This window comes from Bradyrhizobium sp. 22, assembly GCF_000482425.1.
Taxonomy (GTDB): domain Bacteria; phylum Pseudomonadota; class Alphaproteobacteria; order Rhizobiales; family Xanthobacteraceae; genus Bradyrhizobium; species Bradyrhizobium japonicum_B.
In genome coordinates this window covers 188,142-206,855 of record NZ_AXVG01000029.1, presented here as the reverse complement: position 1 = coordinate 206,855, position 18,714 = coordinate 188,142, and the positions used below count along the sequence as shown (strand labels likewise).

The window sequence follows — 18,714 nt, the reverse complement described above, 5'->3', positions numbered from 1 at the left end:
TGATGACGGCCTTGCCGCTGCGACCACCGGCCAAGGCTTGCGTCCGCTACTACATCAAGAGGTCGCCGTCAGGGCCTTCAGATCCTCATTCCAGTCGTCGGCGCGCGGTCGTGATCGCGCGTACCCCACGCTCGCTTCTGCGGCGATCGCACGAACACGAGCCGCATAGACGTCGCCCTGCCGATTGTTGTCGGTTGCTGCCACGAGGTGGACGTTGGCGCGCTTGGCCAGACCACGGATGGCTTCATCCGTTGCCGGGGACCAGCCGCCGCCAGTGCTGACATAAAGAGTGTCGGACCGCAGGTCCTCGATCGCGGCAAGGCTCATGGCGTCGATGGCCGCTTCAGTGATGCAGATCCGCTCGAACTCGGCCGGTCCCAAGCGGAATAGCTCCTTGGTGCCGTCAGTGGCGAAACCGCGCCATGCCGGCCCACGCTCCTCCCAACCCGTGACGGCTCCGGCAGAATCGCTGTGCGCCGCCCACATGCTGCCCTGGGGGCCCTCTCGCAACCGATCGCAGGCGACGGCCTGCTTCAGGATGTCGGCCGGCAGGGCGCGCTCGCCGGTGAGATAGCGCCAAGCTGGCGAGCCGGGGCGCGGTCTGAAACGACGTCTCCACCGCTCTACAATGGACGCTAAGGCTTTGGGCCTTGCCGTGTGCTGCCATGCTGGTGCAGCGGGGACGAAGCCAACAACATCTGCAACACGCTCGGATGCTTCGACGAACCCATCGGCACCGAGGTGTACGGCGAGCGAAAACACGTCCCCTTTCGCCGGTGACAATGGATCAAACCAGCCGCGACCTTCGTGGATGACGATAATGATGTTGCTGTCGCGGCGATATTTGATTGCGCGGCGGGTGCTTTCCTTGACGTCGACCTTCCAGCCGTCCTTCTCCAGCAGGGCGGCGCAACCGACCTTTTCGCGCAGCTCTTCGATTTCTTTCTTGTCCATTTTTCTGCTCCGGATCTCGCGCAAGCGACGTCCGACCCTTTCGTCTGTTGGTCTCACCTGTTCCAAGTTTCCACGGAACATCACCGACCGGCCGCGAAGCCTGCCGGACGCAAGGGCGCGCGGACAAGCTGTCGAATTTGTCAGACACCTGGGCGCGGCAACGCTTCCCTTGCAGCCGGCATGGCGCCAGCGGCAGCCGGTCACCCGGCTCAATGAGCCGGGCACCAGGGGTCGTACTCATGAACGATGGCGTCCTGATCGCCGTCGTACTCGCTGGAGACCATCACGCCGAACTCGCTATCGGTCTGAAAAAGGATGACCGGCACCATCAGCGTGCGGGCGAGATCAAAGGCGTGGTTCTGAGCGAGAGTAAGATTGTGCGACATTGAAAGGCTCCCGTCTTGCGGCGGGGACCATCCCCGCTCGACAGGCGCCCGACGTGTTCGGGGACGGCTGCGGTCACCTCGAGAGGCGAAGCCGAAGAGGTCGCACGCTTGCGTCGCGAACCCCTTGCGGGTTGATCGCGGAAGGCCGTACCTGAACCAAGGAAAGCCCATTTGAGAGCGGGGCTGGTCCTTGTCCGGAAGCATGGTGTGCCGAACCGCACATCCTTCGTCCGCGGAGCGCCCATGCCGCCTTGATCCGGGCGGCGCAAGGACACGTGTGATCCTTTTGGGTGAGACGGCGAAGGCGTGGTGACGCCTGCAAACGAGCTAAGTCAGCTCGACCAACGTGTAGTCGGCTCTGACACGGTGCGAGCAGGAACTCTTCTCGCCGCCGACAAGGGTGTGAATGAGAGATCGGTGTTGCCGCCTAACCTGATCGGCGTGGCAGGTGATCCTCTTCGGCAAGGTCGAAGAAGCGGGTGAACTCGCCTTAAAATGTCATGGGCACCGTACCTGTCGGACCGTGCCGCTGCTTAGCGACAATGACCTCCGCCTTGCCACGAGCGGCGCTCATCTCCGATTCCCAAGCGAGATGTTCGTCGGTACCGGGCTTGGGCTCCCTGTTCTTGAGATAATATTCTTCACGAAACACAAACAATACGACATCGGCGTCTTGCTCAATCGAGCCGGACTCGCGAAGTTCTGAAAGTTGCGGACGTTTTTCATCGCGGTTCCCGACCAACCGTGAAAGCTGGGATAGCGCAATGACTGGCACATTGAGTTCTTTGGCCAGCGCCTTCAACCCGGTCGTGATCTCGGTGATCTCCTGCACCCGATTCTGCGCCGCACGCGGCGACTTGCCCTGCATGAGCTGAATATAGTCGACGATAACGAGGTGCAGTCCTCGTTGTCGTTTCAAGCGGCACGCACGGGCCGCGAGTTGAGCGATGGAGACGGCGCCGGTTTGGTCGATAAAGAGCGGCAGCCGGCGCATTTTCTGACGGCATTCGAGCAGCTTGCCGAAAGCTGTCGCGTCGATGTCGCCACGCCTAATGTCGGAGGAGGGGATCTCTGTTTGCTCGGAGATGACGCGAGTGGCAAGTTGCTCCGACGACATCTCCAGCGAGAAGAAAGCAACGATGCCACCAGCTGTCGGTCTTGCCGAGCTATCGACTTGCTGCGTGGCATCGTAGGCGCTTGCCACATTGAACGCTATGTTGGTGGCTAGAGATGTCTTTCCCATGCCGGGCCTACCGGCGATGATGATGAGGTCTGTTGGCTGCAGACCTCCCATTTTGGCATCGAGGTCCTTGAGACCGGTTGCAAGGCCAGAAAGCCTGCCCTCGCCTGGTAGGCTTCTGCGGCTCTATCGATAGCGCTGTCCAGCGCAGTCTCGAACGTCTCGAAGCCCCCACCATAGCGGCCCGTTTCGGCGATTTCATATAAGAGCTGTTCGGCGTGCTGGATCTGATCCGCTGGAGCGCAATCGACGGGCGCTTCAAATGCGCCGTTGAGCATGTCCTCGGCGACCCTGATCAACTCACGCCGGACCGCAAGATCGTAGATAGTCCGGCCGTAATCGACCGCGTTGATGATCGTGGTCGCCTCCGCGGCCAGGCGCGCGACATACTGCGCGATCGACATTCCAGCGACAACGAGCGTGGCGGGAAAGAAGGTCTTAAGGGTGATCGGATTGGCCACTTTGTTCGAGCGGATCAGCTCGCTGATCACTTCAAAGATTTCACCGTGCAGCGGCTCGAAGAAATGATTTGCCTTCAGGAAATCGGCAACACGATGAAAGGCTTCGTTATTGATCAAGATGGCGCCGAGCAGCGCTTGTTCAGCTTCGATGTTGTGCGGCAGCTCGCGATAGGGCGAAGCCTGCGGCGATTTCAGCTTGAATACTGCTTCTGTCATGTTCGTCCGTCCGCCGGCCCAATGTTGAAGTGCAGGACCTACGAAGGACAAGGGATCATGCATGGTATAGGCGACGAATCGCCCTCGCTTGAGGAAGTGTACCGCCAATAAGGGCAAAACCAATCGATTCGCGCTACAATAGGCCGGGCCTGCCGCCCGTTTGCGTCAGGGATGGCAGCCCGCAAGGGGGAAGACCCGCTCGCGGGGCTTCAGCGCAGCCAACAGCCCGGCCCGCAGTGCGACGCCCATTTTCTTCGCCATCAGAATCGCACAACAGCCAGTGTATTTTCCGAGATCGATCGTTGAACGCCGCGATAGGCCTTAATCAGGTATTAAATTTCTGAATCGCTAGGCCTGATCGATTCGATAACTTAATTGGACGTCAGTTCCGACAATTGCGATTCTTGCGCATGTCCGAACTCACGGTGCCATACCTCGTGCTTCAACGTTGCGATCCGGCCCGCAATATGGCGAGGTTCTATGTACTCACGATCGAACCGACTCTGTTCGGTGATACGGCGCTGGTGCGCGAATGGGGACGTCTTGGCCAACGCGGCCGCCGGCGGATGGATCTGTTTGCCGGGAGAGTCCAGGCCGTGGAAGCGCTCGAGGATTGGCTCGTCCGCAAAACACGCCGTGGTTATGTACCAAAGAGTCCCGCGCCCTGGATGCGACCGCCCAGTCCGCAACCTGATTGAGCGGTCGATCTTGGGAGCACCCTACAAGCCGGACGAGTGTTTTGCGCATTACGGAAGCAATCCCTGCCGAAATGCGAGCGCCACAGCGTGCGGGAGGGTTAATGCAGCAAGATTTCGCCTGGCATTGTCCAGATGAAACTTCACACCTCGCGGGCTGACATCAAGAAGCTCTGCGATATCCTGCATGGTTTTGCCATCGGATATCCATCCGAGACACTGCCGTTCGCGCTGTGTCAGCGGGTTGATGCTCCCGTCGCCTACCAAGGCGCGTCCGATCTTGGCACTCACGTGCGCATGGAAGGTGAGACCCACCATTTCCAACATGTCTTGCGAGCTCTCGATGAAGCGATCGAATCCAAGACTGCGTTCGTCCACGGCCAGCGTGAACGCCGCAAACTGATTCTGACTTGAGGGAATGCGTACCGTCAGACCGGTCCTGATCTTGAAACTCAGGGCATCGTCAAACAGGCGACGCTGTTTCGCCGACTTTGCGCTTCGCGCTGACCGTCCATCCCATAGGACCATCCGGCTTGTGGTTCGCGGTTCCTGAAGGACGGGGTCGATGTTGTCATATCCTTCCCGAAAATAGTGGCTGGTCCAACTCTTCGGATAGGATGAGATCAGACTGGGGCCGTTCGCGCGCTGCCCAAAATAAGCGAACCACCGGAATCCCAAGGCATGCGCGGTTCGTTCCGCGATGCGCTTAAAATCATCCTCCGTACGGGCAGAATGAAGACAATCGACCAATTCATTGCATGTTCTTTTGACATCTTTCATTGCGCGACTTCAGCTATTCCAAGTTCCTAGAACGTGAGCACTTCGACGTTTCGCGCTCTACGTGCAGGCCGTGTATGGTGAGGTTGCGGCAGCTTTGCGGCACGAACAATTCGGTACCGTCCTGTCAGAACAACAGCAGCAACGCGAACCCACGACGAAGGAGAAAAAAACCTCTGGACCGCGGCCACTCAAAGCAACCATTTTTCTTCATTTGCAAAGGTGAAGGAATTCCATTTCCTGCGCTGTCAGATCCGCGCGTCACGAACTTATAGAGTTTCCAAAGTGCGCGCGGATAACTGCGCCTTGCGAATGCGGCTCGCGACCCAGCAGAACCACAAGGCCCTGTCAGAACTGACAGCGCAACGCCGTGACCGTGACTGCTTTCTTGATCTCGAAGCTGTGATTCGTAAGTTTGAGGTTAAGAATGAAGGTCACTGTTCGCACGCGTGCGGCGCTCCTGCACGATTCTGAACTGGCAATGGGAATGCACCGCCTGCGAGGGCGTGTGTTCAAGGAACGACTCGACTGGGACGTCTCTGTCCGCGACGGATTAGAGATCGATCAGTACGACACCTTCAAGCCGACTTATCTCCTGGCGCTCGAGAAGAGCGACGTTGTTGGCTGCGTTCGCCTTTTGCCCACCACCGGACGCAACATGCTGGCCGATACGTTCCCGGTGTTGCTGGATGGCAACCCGGCGCCGAGGGCGGCCAGAATCTGGGAGAGCTCGCGCTTCTGCGTTGACACCAAGAGTGCGGCGGCAACAGCAGAGAATGGTCTGCGCAATGCGACGTTCCTGCTGTTTGCAGCCATGATCGAATGGGGGCAGCAGCACGATCTTCAGGCCATCGCAACGGTCACTGATCTGCGCATGGAACGCATCCTGCGCCGGGTCGGATGGCATCTCGATCGCCTCGGCACGCCTCGTCAAATCGGGACGACCAACGCCGTGGCTGGATTGCTGCCGATCAGCGAGGAGGCGCTCGGCGCGATCCGAGCGGCCGGGCAGATTTCAGGGCGTGCAATTGACGCGCCGTCGAACCTAGCGATCGCAGCCTAGCATCGAACGTCTCAGCTCCTCACAAAAAGGCTCTCAACATGGATCCCGCTGCATTCGCGGCTCTTGTCGAGCGATGTTCCCCGACGACAATGGTCCGGCCGCTAATGGCAATCGTGCGGCAGGCGAGCTCGTTCGAGCCGTTGCTCATCACGATCGAAGGGCGCAAGCCGATTCCAATTCAAGCCACCGACCGTGAGGAAGCCATCCAGCTCGCGACCGAGGCTATCGCCGCCCGCCAGCAGGTCCGAGCCGGTCTCGCTCAACTTGATGCCGAGGAAACAAAGAAGGCTGGATTGACGGCTGCCACGACGTTCGATGCGTGCCAGCACATTGCTGGCCTTGGCAGACTGTTCGATGCGCGCCTGCAAGCGGCGAGCATGAAAAGCGCGGATCGCGACCAGGCAATCGCCAAGGTTGTCGCGAGCTTCGCGCCCAAGGCTTCCGGTCAAGTCTCGGAGCCCGGTGAACCGATGGCGACCACCGGGCGTGATCGTCCCACCGGCGATACAACAATCAATCCACCGGCCGCCTCTGCCAGCGAGCGCCGGCCCTGGGACGTCTATCGCTCGGGACTAGGCACGTCAGCCTTTGTTTACGAACGATGAAGATCGCCGTTTTTCATCTCAACTCAATCCGCGGTCCGGGCTGGGGTCCGGCTGCAGCGCCAATCGGAGCCGTGCCATGACTTCTCCTCTTAAACACTCTGCTGCCCTCCTTTGCATGGGAGCCGTCCTTAGCATCGCTTTGGCCGAGCCGGCGCTGGCGCAGACCGCGAACATTGAAGGCGTGCTGCAGAACATCGTCAACATGTTGACCGGCAACGTCGCTCGGCTACTGGCGACGCTGGCGGTCATCATCGTCGGCATCGCCTGGATGTTCGGCTATCTCGATCTGCGCAAGGCCGCCTATGTCGTGCTCGGTGTCGCCATCACATTCGGCGCCTCCGAGGTGGTCTCAACGTTGACCGGAGGTCACTGATGGTTGAGGCCGCGCGTCTCACGGAGGACACCTTGTTCCTCGCCTGTACGCGTCCCGCCATGATCGCCGGCGTCACGATGGAGGCCATGGCGCTCAACGTGATGTTTTCCTGCATCCTGTTTCTGGTGGCTGGGAGCATCGTCTACGGCCTTGTCGCGATTCCGATCCATGGGCTCTGCCGCATCATCTGCCGGCACGACCCGAACATGTTCCGGATTCTGCTCGCCTGGATCGAAACCCGAGGACGCGCGCGCAATGCCGCATTCTGGGGCGGGTCGTCCTGCACGCCCCTCAAACTCGTCCGAAGATATCAAACAAGGGAGCTCGGTTATGCGCAATAGGGCGCTTAAAACCCGAGAGATCGAGCCCGATGTCTATCTGCCGTTCGGCCGGCATGTCACTGACACGGTGATCAGTCTGACAACCCGCGCCCTGCTGGCGGTAATCCGGATCGACGGCGCTTCGTTCGAGACTGCCGAAACATCGGACCTGAACGATCTACATGCCAAGCTGAATCTCACCCTGCGCAATGTTGCAGATCCGCAGCTGGCGCTCTGGAGCCACCTGGTGCGCCGCCGGACATCGGTCTATCCCGACGGTACCTTCAGGTCGACCTTTGCAGCGGCGCTTGACGCACAATATCGCCAGCGACTTTGCAAGGAAGCGCTGTTTCGCAACGATCTCTATCTAACCCTGGTTTGTCATCCCGGCCGAGCGGCTACCGATACGGCGGCCGCCTTCTTTCGGCGGCTCGGCCGAAGCGCAGGGAATTCCACCGAGGTGGACAGCGGGGCGCTGAAACGGCTGGACGATGCAACGCGAGATATCGTCGCGGCACTCGACCGTTACGGCGCCCGTGCGGTTGGATTGTTTGAGCGCGACGGCATCACCTTCTCGGAACCGATGGAGTTGCTCCATGCGCTCGCCTCGGCGGAATGGATGGCGATGCCATTGCCGCAAGGGCCGATCGGCCCGGCACTCTATTCAAACCGTGTCATCTTCGGCCGCGAAGCCCTCGAAATCCGCAGCGCCGGCGGATCGCGGTTCGCCGGTATGTTCGGCCTCAAGGAATATCCCGCGTCGACCCGGCCTGGCCTGTTGAACGCGCTGCTTTCCGCGCCGTTTGAGCTCATCGTCACGCAATCATTCGCGTTTCTGGCGAAGGCGGACGCCAAGACGGTCCTGACGCGCAAGCAGAACCAGCTGGTCTCGGCCCAAGATCCGGCGGCCTCGCAGATCGACGAGCTCTCTGATGCGCTCGACGATCTCGAATCCAATCGGTTCGTGCTTGGAGACCATCACCTCTCGCTCCTGGTCTACGCCGATACGCCATCGCAGCTGCAGGAGCACATGAGCGTGGCGAGGCGCGCACTGGCCGATGCGGGTGCCGTGGTCGCCCGGGAAGATCTTGGACTTGAAGCAGCCTATTGGGCCCAGCTTCCCGGGCTGTTCAAATATCGGGCACGCACGGGCGCGATCAACTCGCGGAATTTCGCGGCGTTCTCACCGTTCCACACCTATCCGACCGGACAGCCTGCGGGCAACCATTGGGGACCGGCGGTTGCAATGCTCAAGACCGCGTCCGGTTCGCCCTTCTATTTTTCTTTTCATCATGGCGACCTCGGCAATACCTTCATCTGCGGCCCCTCGGGATCCGGCAAGACCGTCGTACAGAACTTCCTGCTGTCGCAGGCCGAGCGGTTAGGTGCGTCCTACGTTTTCTTCGACAAGGATCGGGGCGCCGAGATTTTCGTGCGCGCCGCTGGTGGCACCTATCTGACGCTCCACAACGGCGCCCCGAGCGGGTGCGCGCCGCTCAAGGCGCTGGAGCTGACGCCAGCAAATCTTTCCTTCCTGAGCGAACTTGTGAGGAAACTCGTCACGCCGGACGACCGCCCGCTGACCGTGATCGAGGAGGAACGAATCGATTCCGGACTGCGAGCGCTCGGTCAGCTGCGGCAATCAGAGCGATCGTTCGGGACGTTGCGGGCTTTTCTTGGACAGCAAGACCGCGAGGGCATTGGCGCGCGGCTCGAGCGATGGTGCCGGGGCGCTCCTTTTGGCTGGGTGCTCGATGGTGATCAGGATGCGATCGGTCTCGACGCTCGGTTCATTGGTTTCGACATGACCGATCTCCTGGATCATCCCACGGTGCGCACGCCGCTGATGATGTATCTGTTCCATCGAGTGGAGCGCTTAATCGACGGCCGGCGCCTGATCATCGACATTGACGAGTTCTGGAAGGCGCTTGGGGACGAGGCATTTCGCGATCTCGCCAACAACAAGCTGAAAACCATCCGCAAGCAGAACGGCGTCATGGTGTTCGGGACGCAGTCGCCACGCGACGCGCTGGCCTCGCCGATCGCGCACACCATTGTCGAACAATGCCCGACACAAATCTTCCTGCCAAACGCGCGCGGAACACGATCGGACTATGTCGATGGCTTTCATCTGACCGACACGGAATTCCGCCTGATCAAGGAGGAGCTCGCTCCTGAAAGCCGGCGCTTCCTGGTCAAGCAAGGCCATAATTCGGTGGTGGCGGAACTCGACCTCGGCGGTTTTGACGATGCACTCGCCGTCTTGTCGGGACGCACCGAAACCGTCGAACTGCTCGACGGCATTCGCAAGCAAGTCGGCGATGACCCGGCGCAATGGCTGCCGCTATTTCACGCGGAACGGAGGAAGGCCCAATGATGGTTCAGCGTATGCCGGCGGCTCTCGCCTGCCTGTCCGTCATCACCCTCTTGGTGGCCTCACCCGCAGGGGCGGAGATCGTGTTCGACCCAAGCGTCTATGCGCGTCAGTTTGAACAGCTGACTGAACTCAAAAAGCAGGTCGACACCCTGACGTCGCAGCTCAAGGTCGCACAGGATCAATTGAGCCAGGCCAAGCAGCTCTATGACAGCTTTAACAAGCGGACGAATGCCAATGATATCGGCGCGCTCCTGAACACGCCACAGTTCCGGAAAGTTCTGCCCCAGCAGTTCTCGGACATCGAACGTCTCGTCGCGGGGCAGGGTGGCGGCAACTTCGCCGACGCGATCAACCATTATCTTTCGCAGAATCGCGCCTATGCCGGCAACAGCGGAAATTCCTATTACCGGAGCGAGCTCGACCGGATCGCTCGGCAGACCGGGGCGAAGCACTCCATGGGTCAGGCAGTGTATGACACCGCCTCGCAGCGCATCGATGCGCTTGAGGAGCTCAGGGCTCGCATCAGCTCGGCGACCGACGCCAAGGAGATTCTCGATCTCTCAGCGCGGTTGCAGGCCGAACAGGCGCTGTTGCAGAACGACGTGCTCCGAATGCAGGGGCTGGCAATGATCCAGCAGGCCCGCGCGGACATGGATGGGCAGCGGGAACGGGAGAGACGGCGGCAACTGGTCGATGAGATGAAGGCAGCCCTGCAATGAAGACGAGACTTGCCATTCTTCTCCTCACCGGCGCCACGGCTCTCGTGGGCTGCAACGACGCCGACAAGGGTCAACAAGCCAAGACCGTCGGCTGGTTTCTGGATCACCGGGACGAGCTCACCACGGCTCTCAAGGCGTGCCGCGACAATCCGGGCGAACGCGGGAAAACTCCCGACTGCATCAACGCCAATGAAGCCCGCAAGAAAGCCTTCGTCAAAGAGATGAAGGACGCCCTGAAATAAGGACCGCCACGATGGCCGTAAACGTCTTCGACAGTTTCCTGAAGGAGTTCGAGCAACCGATCACGGCATTCGTGTCGACGTCGGTCTCGAATCTCGCCACCTACATCGACGGTCCACTTCGTACCGCAGTGACGCTCTACGTCATTCTCTACGGCTTTGCCGTGATGCGCGGCGCGATCTCTGAGCCGATCATGGAATTCGCCTGGCGGGCGATGCGGATCGTGGTCGTGGTGTTGCTGGCGACGAATTCCAGCGCGTTTCAGCAATATGTCACGAGTCTGTTCTTCGACTCGTTGCCGAAAGAAATCGGCAATGCATTAGCGGGCTCAGGGCTAAATACCAGTTCGGGAGCGCCCTTCGATCAACTTCTCTCCAAAGGAATCGACGTCGCCAATAAGATCTACGATCAAGCGGGAATCACCGATGTGGCGCCGGCACTGATTGCGGGCATTCTTCTCGTTTTTGTGGCAGTCGGTGCTTTCTTACAGTTCGCTATCCTGCTCTATGCCAAGGTTGGTCTAGGCGTCGTCATCGCACTCGGCCCGATCTTCATAGCGCTGGGACTATTTGAGGCAACGCGCCCGTTTACAGAAGCCTGGCTTCGGCAGCTCGCGAACTTCGTGATCCTGCTGGTCCTGGTTGTCGCACTGGTCGGGTTGATGCTGTCCACCGTCAGCGGCTTCATCGACAGGTTTGGAGCCAACGCAGGAACGGCGGGCGAGATGGTGGTCGCCGCGGTCGCCATCAGTGCCGTGCTCGGTCTGTCCGGATATATCGCGCTTCAGTTGCCGACCATCGCAGGCGGTCTCGCCGGAGGTGGGGCGTCGCTCGCAAGCCGGCTGGTCACAAACCCACTGATTGCCAATGCCACGGCCGCGGCGGGAGGGGCCTACGCTGGCGCCAGCTGGTCGGCCAGCCGCGGTCTCGCCGCGATACGGGCGAGCCGCCAGGGCGGCAGCATCCGGCGTGCGAAATCCCAGGGGACCACGGCTGCGTAAGCAAGGTCGCCGGCACCAGGCGACAAGCAAGACAGGGGCATCAGAACGATGTGGCGTCGACTATCCATCATTTGCGTCATCGCATGCCAGCTTGGCGGCTGCGGGACCTGGTCAAAGGGACCGCCGTCATGTGACGGTACGGCGCGGCGGCCGCTTAACCGCTCATTGTGGGATTGGGAGTCCGGCGCGCCGCCGGCGACACCGGAGCCACCAGCTTCGCCATCCGCACCCATCATTCGGAAGGGCGAGGGCAATTCCTCCGTACCCTCGACCCATCTCGCCGCGTCTGGCCGCTGGACCAACATTGCGGCCTCGTATCGCACTTGCGGCAGGGAGGCGTGAGATGGTCGGGCATGATGATCTGAAAGCCTACTTTGAGAACTCGCGGCGATGGGAACAAGATCTCCTGCTGTCGGCCCATCGCTCGCGGCGAATAGCCTGGGTCATTGCCGCGGGCGCCTGCGCACTGGCGATCGCCTCGGTCGGAGCGGTCGCAGCGCTGGCGCCGCTGAAGACAGTCGAGCCGTTCGTGATCCGGGTCGACAATGCCACTGGCATTGTGGACACTGTCTCCGCCCTCAATTCGACGCCGGCGCGATACGACGAAGCGGTGACCAAATATTTCCTTGGTCGCTACGTTCGCGCGCGTGAAGGCTACAGCTATCCGGAAGCCGAAACCAATTTTCGGACGATTTCGCTGCTTTCCGGGCAGGGCGAACAAGCCCGCTTCGCAGCCTGGTACCGTGGGTCGAATCCCGAAAGCCCACAGGTCGTCCAAGGCCGTTTTGGTGTTGCCACCGTCCGGATCAAAGCGATCTCACTCCTGGCCGACAATGTCGCATCTGTGCGGTTCATGAAAGAGACCCGCAAGGGCGAGGAAACCCATGTGACCCATTGGGTCTCGACCCTAACCTTCTCTTACGCCAACGCACCGATGTCGTCCGCCGACCGTCTGATCAATCCGCTCGGCTTTCTGGTTTCAGAATATCGCGCCGATCCGGAGGTCGTGCCATGAAACGTTTTGCGCTTTTGATGACTTTAGCTCTTGGATTTGCGGCACCGGTGCTGGCGCTGCAGCAGCCGGCGCCCGGTCAACACGATGCGCGCGTACGCACCGTGACCTATGACCCAGCCAACGTGGTCCGCCTCAATGGCGTCATTCGCGCCTCGACCCAGGTCGTGTTTGCCGATGACGAGGAAATCGCCCATGTCGCCATTGGTGACGCCATCGCATGGGAAGTTGCACCGGCGGGTTCGATCCTGTTCCTCAAGCCGCGCGAAAAGCACCCACCGACCAATCTGCAGGTCGTCACCACCCGGCCCGATGGACGCAAGCGCTCCTATCAGTTCGAGTTGTCGATCGCCGAGACGACGCTGGCCGACAGCTACTTCGTCGTCCGCTTCGCCTACCCAGGCGACGAGATCGAGCGTCGGCGCATCGAGGCCGCTGCCAGGGGCGCCGAGCGGGAAGGCGCGCTGATCGATCAGACGTTTGACCTGCACCATGCCTACGGCGCGCGCAACTGGCGTTTTTCGGCCCAGGGCTCGATCGACCTCGAACCCGAAGCCGTCTTCGACGACGGCAAGGAGACCACGTTCCGCTTTGCTGGCAATCGGGAGATCCCGGCGATCTACCTGATCAACTCGGACGGCTCTGAAAGTCTCGTCCCTAAAGATGTCCGCGGCGAGCTTGTGGTAGTCCACGCCACTGCCCGCGAGTTTCGGCTGCGCAAGGGCGACATCGTGCTCTGCATCTTCAATGAAGCGTTCGATGCTGTCGGCGTCAATCCCGGCACCAACACCACGAGCCCCTCGATCGAGCGGCGGGCGAAGAGGCCATCTCCAATCCTTAAGGCACGATAGGCGGGCGCAACATGACCGAGCTTGAGAACGAGACGCTTGCCGGCGAGCGCGGCATTACCCCGGTTGGAGGTGGGGACAACGGTCGAACAGCGATGCTCAAACGCGGCTTCGGCGCGCTAGCGCTCTCCGCATTCGCCTTTCTGGTCATCTGGGGAACCTGGAAAAGCGACAAGCCGGTCGGCGAGTCCGCCCGCAAGCTCATGATCCGCCAGGCGGCCGCCTTCGAGCCCGCCGCAGAGCCACCTGCCGCACCCATCACCACCGCGTCCATTCCGGTCGCACCTATTGCTGTCACACCGGCGGCCGCCGTATCCGCTGCGGACCAGATGCTCGAAAGCGCGCGGCGCGCGCCGGTACTGGCCTATAACCGGCCGGTCGCATCGGGGCGTCCGCCCCGTGATGGCCTGACCGGAAGCGTCCCGGTCGATCCCTTTGATTTTGGGCGGGCCGAGCCACGGAACGAGCTTGCGGACAAGCTGAAACCCACGCCAATCGAAGGCGTGCGCGCAGCCCGACTTCCCAATCGCAATCTTCTCGTCACCCAGGGCACGTCGATCCCTTGCGTACTCGAGACCGCGATGTCCTCAGATGTGGCTGGCTTCGTCTCCTGCGTCGTATTGCGCGATGTGATGTCAGATTCCGGCAACGTGGTGCTGATGGAAAAGGGCACGCAAGTCGTCGGGGAATATCGTGGCAATGTCCGGCGCGGCTCCAAACGGATGTTTGTGCTATGGGCGCGCGCCAAGACGCCGACGGGCGTGATCGTGGCGCTGGCCTCGCCTGCCACGGATGGACTGGGCCGCGCAGGGTTCGACGGCGATATCGACACGCATTTCTGGGAGCGCTTCGGTTCGGCGCTGTTGCTGTCGATCGTCAGCGATGCCTCCTCGATCGGGCGGCAGCAATTGCAAGACGGCTCAATCCAGATCAACAACACTGCTGGTGCGAGCAACACCGCCGCCGGCATCGCCGTCGAGCAGTCCATCAACATCCCGCCGACGCTGAGCAAGAACCAAGGCGAGCTCGTGAATATCTTTGTCGCGCGCGATCTTGATTTCTCGTCTGTCTACCAACTCAAGCGGATCGAGAGCCGCACCCAAATTCTCGACCGTACCCTCCCCGGAGGCATCGTGGGTCCGGCTGTGGTGACGAAATGAGCGCAGGCACATCGGGCAATCACGATGGCGGACGGTTGGTGCTGGCGCGGTACCTCGAGCCGCTGGCTCCATACCTAGCCGACGACACCCTCACTGAAATCGTCGTCAACCGTCCGGGCGAGGTTTTCGTGGAGGGGACTGACGGTTGGACCCGGCATGAGCTAGCTGCCCTCACGCAAACTTACCTCTCACATCTTGCAACCGCAGCCGCCAGCCACACCCGACAGGATATAGGGCCGGAATACCCGGTGGTCTCGACCAGCCTGATCGGCGACGAGCGCTGTCAGATCGTTGTGCCACCCGCGGTCCCGGCGGGCATGATCAGTCTCACGATCCGCAAGCCCTCATCGTTGACCATGAACCTGAAAGCGCTCGAGCGGGCAGAGCTATTTGATGCGGTCCGCTCCGCGAGTGACGACCTGGATGCCGACGAGCATCGACTGCTGGCCCTGAAAGAAGCCGGCCATTGGCGCGAGTTCCTAGAGCTTGCGGTGCGCACCCGTCGCAATATCCTGATTTCGGGAGCAACCGGGTCGGGCAAGACTACTTTATCCAAGGCGTTGATTGCGGCGATCCCGGAGCACGAGCGGCTCATCACCATCGAAGACACCGCCGAGCTGGTCATCCCACATCAAAATTGCGTCCGGCTGCTCTATGCCAAGGATGGGCAGGGTGTGGCCAAGATCGGCCCCCGCGAACTCCTGGAATCGTCCTTGCGCATGCGGCCTGACCGCATTCTGCTGCAGGAGCTGCGCGACGGCACCGCCTTCTTTTATCTCAGGAATGTGAATTCGGGGCACCCAGGATCGATCACGACGGTTCACGCCGACAGCGCTCGCCTTGCCTTCGAACAGATGACCTTGCTGGCCAAAGAGAGTGCGGAGGGACGTGACCTCCACCGCGACGATATCCGTTCGCTTTTGCTGCATCTGGTCGACGTGGTGGTGCAGATGCAGAAGCGTAACGGCCGCTACCGCATCTCGGAAATCTACTATGACCCCGTTCGCAAACGCGACCACGCCCGTTAAGACCGGCCTCGGCACGGCGCTGGCGCTCGCGGCCGGCGCCGTTTTCCTGCTGGTCGCCTCGAACGTTCTGCTGCTCGGGCTCAGACTCCACGATGGCGGCTTCCACTGGTCGGAGATCGCCACAGGCTGGCCGCGTTATGGCACGGATCCGCGCTTCGACCGTTGGCTGACGCTGTCGACCCTCGCTGGCTTGATTGCAGTCTTTGGCCTGCTCGGCGCCATCCTCCGGCACCGTCCGGTTCCCCTTCACGGCAAAGCCCGTTTCGCATCCGAGCGCGAGATCAGGGCTGCCGGCCTGCGATCCAAAGAGGGTCTACTGCTCGGCCGCAAGGATGGAAAAATGCTCTGCTTCGGCGGATCGGAGCACGTCCTCCTTTATGCCCCAACGCGCGCGGGGAAGGGGGTCGGCTATGTCATTCCGAACTTGCTCAATTGGCCGGATTCGGTTGTTGCGCTGGATGTGAAGAAGGAGAACTGGGATCGCTCGGCCGGCTTTCGCGCTAGCCACGGGCAGGAGGTCCATTTGTTCGATCCGCTCGACGAGAACGGTCGTACTGCGCGTTACAATCCGCTGGGATATGTGCGCAGCGATCCCGCCGACCTGTATGACGACCTACAGCGCATTGCGGTGATGCTGTTTCCGGCCGAGAGCCGCGGGGACCCGTTCTGGTTTGAGGCCGCTCGTTCATCCTTTGTGGCGATCGGCGGGTACGTCGCGGAAACGCCGGGCTTGCCATTGACGATCGGCGAGATCCTGCGCCAGCTGTCGGCGACCCAGGATCTGAAAGCCCACTTCGACAAGATCATCGCCGACCGTAAGGCGGGTCTTTCACCGCTCTCGCGGTACTGCATCACAGCGCTGAACGACTTCCTTGCTGCCTCAGAGAACACCTTGAACTCGGTCCGCAAGACCGTGACGGCACGGCTCGGCCTCTGGCTCAATCCCCGCATCGATGCCGCAACCTCGACCAATGATTTTGACCTGCGGAAGCTTCGCCAAGAGCCCATGTCGATCTACCTTGGGGTGACACCTGACAATCTCGACCGCATGGCGCCGCTCTTAAACCTGTTCTTTCAGCAGGTGGTCGATCTCAATACTCGGGAGCTGCCAGAACAAAACCCCAAACTCAATCGCAAGGTACTGCTGCTGATGGACGAATTTCCGGCGCTCGGCAATGTCAATGTGCTGGCAAAATCGGTCGCCTTCATCGCCGGCTACGGCATCCGCCTTCTCACTGTCGTCCAGAGCCCGGCGCAGCTGCGCGCCATCTACGGGATCGACGCAGCCCGCAACTTCATGACTAACCACGCAGTCGAGGTCGTGTTTGCCCCGAAAGAGCAGGACGTGGCGAATGAGCTCTCGGAGCGCATCGGCTACGAGACCGTGAACGCCCGCAGCCGCAGCGGACCAAAAGGGCTCGCGATGCGTGCAATCAGCGAAACAGTGTCCCAGCACCGGCGCGCCCTCATGCTGCCACAAGAACTCAAGCTTCTTCCGAAGTCCAAGGCCTTCATTCTTGGCACCGGCATTCCGCCAATCATCGCCGATAAGATCATCTACTACGAGGACAAGTCTTTTCTGAAGCGATTGCTGCCGGCGCCTGTCCCCAAGATGCCCAAAGCGCGTTCAAATGCACTGCTCGACGCCGAAATCAAGGAGTTGCGCTCCGAGATCGCCGAGCTGCGTGCGGTATTCCGAGCACGACCCATGACCGACGAGGAGGTGGCCGATCCCTCCACGATTCCTGCAGGCGCCAGTTTTGATTTCGGTGACGTGGATGTGGACCTCGAAGGCCTTTCCGAAGACGACATGAAGGCCTGGGTTCTGAATTATATCGACGCCCAGGCCATCCCGCCGGCGCGACGGCCCGGCCGCAAGCGGAGCGAACAGCAGCATGAGCGACACACATGATGATAGCAACGAGTTCAGCCTCGAACGGCACCGCCGCGCCGCGGATTCTTCGAACAGAGACAAGAGGGGCGATGACTCCGGAAGCAAGGCCGCCACTGACAAGTCTTCCTCCACGGAAGGTCTCGACAATGCTCTCCCCGATCGCATCCGCCGCAAATATTACGTGGTGGCCAGTCAAACCGAAAAGGATGGATCCGCCCGGGAAGCGCGGCTCTATGCCGATGAGCGGAAAGAGTACCTCGCGTTCAAGGCCACTGACGATCGCCTGGTCACCCGCCTAGCTGCCATTGAGGTGATCCGCGATATGGTCAGCGTGGCACAACATCGCCAGTGGGAGGCGCTTCACGTCCGTGGTTCTGTCGAGTTTAGACGCGAGGCTTGGCTGGAGGCTGCCGCACGCGGGATCGACGTGAAGGGCTATCAGCCAAACGAGCTTGACAGCCAGGCGCTCGCTGACCGACGAGTCGCATGGGATCGAGCCCACCCCCGGACCAACGACGTAGGGGTCCGCTCGACCTCCGACAGGTCAACCAAGGCGGATAGGCTCGATTACGACAAGGGCGTTTCCGGACGTCTGATGGAGGTCGGTATTGGCCCCTACCGCAACCGACCCGACGCGGAGCCGTCAACCTATGTAGCCATCGAACTGGGCGATGGCCGGCGACATCAGGTGTGGGGCGTCGGCGTTGTAACTGATGTCGCAGATAGTGGCGCCAGGCCTGGCGACCGCATCTCTCTGCGCAGGGATGGCGTCGAACCCATCATCAGGACGATCAACTCCATAGACACCGCCACAGGAAACGCTGGCATTGAACGGCGCCAGATGTGGCGCAACAGGTGGAGTGTAACGGTGGAGGCGCGCCGTGCAGACCGACCGGCTGCCTCGCATGATTCCGACCTGCTCGCGGCCCGATCCCAGATTGTCGTCATCAACAAGCTTGTCGAACGCGCTCTGCCGAACGATGAGAATGCTCGCCAGAGCATTCTGGCTTTCGCCAAGGAGCGCATCGCCCAACGCCTCGAGCAGGGGCACTCGTTTGCGCGAGCAACCGTCATGGAGCCCGTTGGAGAGCGGCAGCAATCGGGGCGCAACAAAGAAGAGGTCCGGCAAAGCCGGGGCGGCGAACGAGTGAGGCTGCAAGAGCGAGAGCGCTGAATGCGCGAGTTCATGCAATCAATCTTTCGACTTTGTATCACGTCACGTCGTCGCGCGGATTCACAATCTGACATTTCGAAGATAATTCATCGGACGCAATGATTCCGCGCACCGCAGACTCCGACTGACCCTCGGGAATTGCCGAACCGTCGAGAACCCGCACTGACCAGGG

At 60.9% G+C, this 18,714-nt stretch carries 18 protein-coding genes and 1 pseudogene; 15 read left to right on the top strand and 4 right to left on the bottom strand.

Annotated elements, in window-relative coordinates; translation table 11 throughout:
* Positions 1–54: 54 nt before the first annotated feature.
* From K410_RS0100990 to K410_RS0100980, 3 genes and pseudogenes are all read right to left on the bottom strand, one after another.
* Positions 55–954: a DUF3991 and toprim domain-containing protein gene (locus tag K410_RS0100990; RefSeq protein WP_028133106.1), complete on the bottom strand. Its 900-nt coding sequence runs from the start codon at positions 952–954 to the stop codon at positions 55–57.
* Positions 955–1,163: 209 nt separating this feature from the next.
* The gene (locus K410_RS40210) at positions 1,164–1,340 is read right to left on the bottom strand and encodes a hypothetical protein (RefSeq protein ID WP_028133105.1); all 177 of its coding nucleotides are present in this window, start codon (positions 1,338–1,340) and stop codon (positions 1,164–1,166) included.
* Positions 1,341–1,830: 490 nt separating this feature from the next.
* A pseudogene (locus tag K410_RS0100980) lies at positions 1,831–3,257 on the bottom strand (replicative DNA helicase).
* A gap of 410 nt (positions 3,258–3,667) precedes the next feature.
* Between K410_RS0100980 and K410_RS38235 the strand changes: the two are divergent.
* Complete coding sequence (locus K410_RS38235; protein ID WP_080672093.1) at positions 3,668–3,955, top strand: WGR domain-containing protein; 288 nt, start codon at positions 3,668–3,670, stop codon at positions 3,953–3,955.
* A 48-nt stretch (positions 3,956–4,003) separates the two neighbouring features.
* Here the strand turns inward: K410_RS38235 and K410_RS0100970 are convergent, their stop codons facing one another.
* Positions 4,004–4,732, bottom strand: coding sequence for a helix-turn-helix transcriptional regulator (locus tag K410_RS0100970; protein WP_028133104.1), 729 nt, complete (start codon positions 4,730–4,732; stop codon positions 4,004–4,006).
* Positions 4,733–5,156: 424 nt separating this feature from the next.
* On the opposite strand from K410_RS0100970, the gene K410_RS0100965 reads away from it, so the two are divergent.
* From K410_RS0100965 to K410_RS0100900, 14 genes are all read left to right on the top strand, one after another.
* The gene (locus K410_RS0100965; RefSeq protein ID WP_049819863.1) at positions 5,157–5,792 is read left to right on the top strand and encodes an acyl-homoserine-lactone synthase; all 636 of its coding nucleotides are present in this window, start codon (positions 5,157–5,159) and stop codon (positions 5,790–5,792) included.
* A gap of 38 nt (positions 5,793–5,830) precedes the next feature.
* A complete protein-coding gene (locus tag K410_RS0100960) occupies positions 5,831–6,397 on the top strand; it encodes a lysozyme family protein (protein ID WP_028133102.1) in 567 nt (188 codons plus the stop codon).
* A 76-nt stretch (positions 6,398–6,473) separates the two neighbouring features.
* Positions 6,474–6,770 carry a TrbC/VirB2 family protein gene (locus K410_RS0100955; protein ID WP_028133101.1) on the top strand — a complete coding sequence of 99 codons (297 nt, stop codon included), beginning with the start codon at positions 6,474–6,476 and terminating at the stop codon, positions 6,768–6,770.
* A complete protein-coding gene (locus tag K410_RS0100950; protein ID WP_028133100.1) occupies positions 6,770–7,111 on the top strand; it encodes a VirB3 family type IV secretion system protein in 342 nt (113 codons plus the stop codon). The genes K410_RS0100955 and K410_RS0100950 overlap by 1 nt, the downstream gene beginning before the upstream one ends.
* The gene (locus K410_RS0100945; RefSeq protein WP_028133099.1) at positions 7,101–9,467 is read left to right on the top strand and encodes a VirB4 family type IV secretion/conjugal transfer ATPase; all 2,367 of its coding nucleotides are present in this window, start codon (positions 7,101–7,103) and stop codon (positions 9,465–9,467) included. Before K410_RS0100950 ends, K410_RS0100945 begins: the two co-directional genes overlap by 11 nt.
* Positions 9,464–10,186 (top strand): P-type DNA transfer protein VirB5, encoded by a 723-nt coding sequence (gene virB5 / locus K410_RS0100940; protein ID WP_049819862.1) that lies wholly within the window; start codon positions 9,464–9,466, stop codon positions 10,184–10,186. Before K410_RS0100945 ends, virB5 begins: the two co-directional genes overlap by 4 nt.
* Positions 10,183–10,428 (top strand): EexN family lipoprotein, encoded by a 246-nt coding sequence (locus K410_RS0100935; protein WP_028133097.1) that lies wholly within the window; start codon positions 10,183–10,185, stop codon positions 10,426–10,428. Before virB5 ends, K410_RS0100935 begins: the two co-directional genes overlap by 4 nt.
* Before the next feature lie 11 nt (positions 10,429–10,439).
* Positions 10,440–11,426, top strand: coding sequence for a TrbL/VirB6 family protein (locus K410_RS0100930; protein ID WP_028133096.1), 987 nt, complete (start codon positions 10,440–10,442; stop codon positions 11,424–11,426).
* 343 nt (positions 11,427–11,769) lie between these two features.
* Entirely contained in the window at positions 11,770–12,441 is a 672-nt protein-coding gene (locus K410_RS0100925) for a VirB8 family type IV secretion system protein (RefSeq protein WP_028133095.1), read from the top strand.
* A complete protein-coding gene (gene virB9 / locus K410_RS0100920) occupies positions 12,438–13,289 on the top strand; it encodes a P-type conjugative transfer protein VirB9 (protein ID WP_028133094.1) in 852 nt (283 codons plus the stop codon). The genes K410_RS0100925 and virB9 overlap by 4 nt, the downstream gene beginning before the upstream one ends.
* 11 nt (positions 13,290–13,300) lie before the next feature.
* On the top strand, positions 13,301–14,446 hold the full coding sequence (gene virB10 / locus K410_RS0100915; protein ID WP_028133093.1) for a type IV secretion system protein VirB10: 1,146 nt from the start codon (positions 13,301–13,303) through the stop codon (positions 14,444–14,446).
* On the top strand, positions 14,443–15,474 hold the full coding sequence (virB11, locus tag K410_RS0100910; protein ID WP_028133092.1) for a P-type DNA transfer ATPase VirB11: 1,032 nt from the start codon (positions 14,443–14,445) through the stop codon (positions 15,472–15,474). Before virB10 ends, virB11 begins: the two co-directional genes overlap by 4 nt.
* Positions 15,440–17,386 carry a type IV secretory system conjugative DNA transfer family protein gene (locus K410_RS0100905; RefSeq protein ID WP_028133091.1) on the top strand — a complete coding sequence of 649 codons (1,947 nt, stop codon included), beginning with the start codon at positions 15,440–15,442 and terminating at the stop codon, positions 17,384–17,386. Before virB11 ends, K410_RS0100905 begins: the two co-directional genes overlap by 35 nt.
* Entirely contained in the window at positions 17,370–18,542 is a 1,173-nt protein-coding gene (locus K410_RS0100900; RefSeq protein WP_028133090.1) for an LPD7 domain-containing protein, read from the top strand. The genes K410_RS0100905 and K410_RS0100900 overlap by 17 nt, the downstream gene beginning before the upstream one ends.
* Positions 18,543–18,714 lie beyond the last annotated feature (172 nt).

Excerpts from the sequence above, each read along its gene's own strand:
- K410_RS0100990 (WP_028133106.1), bottom strand. The coding sequence starts at position 954 with ATGGACAAGAAAGAAATCGAAGAGCTGCGCGAAAAGGTCGGTTGCGCC.
- K410_RS40210 (WP_028133105.1), bottom strand. The coding sequence starts at position 1,340 with ATGTCGCACAATCTTACTCTCGCTCAGAACCACGCCTTTGATCTCGCC.
- K410_RS38235 (WP_080672093.1), top strand. The coding sequence starts at position 3,668 with ATGTCCGAACTCACGGTGCCATACCTCGTGCTTCAACGTTGCGATCCG.
- K410_RS0100970 (WP_028133104.1), bottom strand. The coding sequence starts at position 4,732 with ATGAAAGATGTCAAAAGAACATGCAATGAATTGGTCGATTGTCTTCAT.
- K410_RS0100965 (WP_049819863.1), top strand. The coding sequence starts at position 5,157 with ATGAAGGTCACTGTTCGCACGCGTGCGGCGCTCCTGCACGATTCTGAA.
- K410_RS0100960 (WP_028133102.1), top strand. The coding sequence starts at position 5,831 with ATGGATCCCGCTGCATTCGCGGCTCTTGTCGAGCGATGTTCCCCGACG.
- K410_RS0100955 (WP_028133101.1), top strand. The coding sequence starts at position 6,474 with ATGACTTCTCCTCTTAAACACTCTGCTGCCCTCCTTTGCATGGGAGCC.
- K410_RS0100950 (WP_028133100.1), top strand. The coding sequence starts at position 6,770 with ATGGTTGAGGCCGCGCGTCTCACGGAGGACACCTTGTTCCTCGCCTGT.
- K410_RS0100945 (WP_028133099.1), top strand. The coding sequence starts at position 7,101 with ATGCGCAATAGGGCGCTTAAAACCCGAGAGATCGAGCCCGATGTCTAT.
- virB5 (WP_049819862.1), top strand. The coding sequence starts at position 9,464 with ATGATGGTTCAGCGTATGCCGGCGGCTCTCGCCTGCCTGTCCGTCATC.
- K410_RS0100935 (WP_028133097.1), top strand. The coding sequence starts at position 10,183 with ATGAAGACGAGACTTGCCATTCTTCTCCTCACCGGCGCCACGGCTCTC.
- K410_RS0100930 (WP_028133096.1), top strand. The coding sequence starts at position 10,440 with ATGGCCGTAAACGTCTTCGACAGTTTCCTGAAGGAGTTCGAGCAACCG.
- K410_RS0100925 (WP_028133095.1), top strand. The coding sequence starts at position 11,770 with ATGGTCGGGCATGATGATCTGAAAGCCTACTTTGAGAACTCGCGGCGA.
- virB9 (WP_028133094.1), top strand. The coding sequence starts at position 12,438 with ATGAAACGTTTTGCGCTTTTGATGACTTTAGCTCTTGGATTTGCGGCA.
- virB10 (WP_028133093.1), top strand. The coding sequence starts at position 13,301 with ATGACCGAGCTTGAGAACGAGACGCTTGCCGGCGAGCGCGGCATTACC.
- virB11 (WP_028133092.1), top strand. The coding sequence starts at position 14,443 with ATGAGCGCAGGCACATCGGGCAATCACGATGGCGGACGGTTGGTGCTG.
- K410_RS0100905 (WP_028133091.1), top strand. The coding sequence starts at position 15,440 with ATGACCCCGTTCGCAAACGCGACCACGCCCGTTAAGACCGGCCTCGGC.
- K410_RS0100900 (WP_028133090.1), top strand. The coding sequence starts at position 17,370 with ATGAGCGACACACATGATGATAGCAACGAGTTCAGCCTCGAACGGCAC.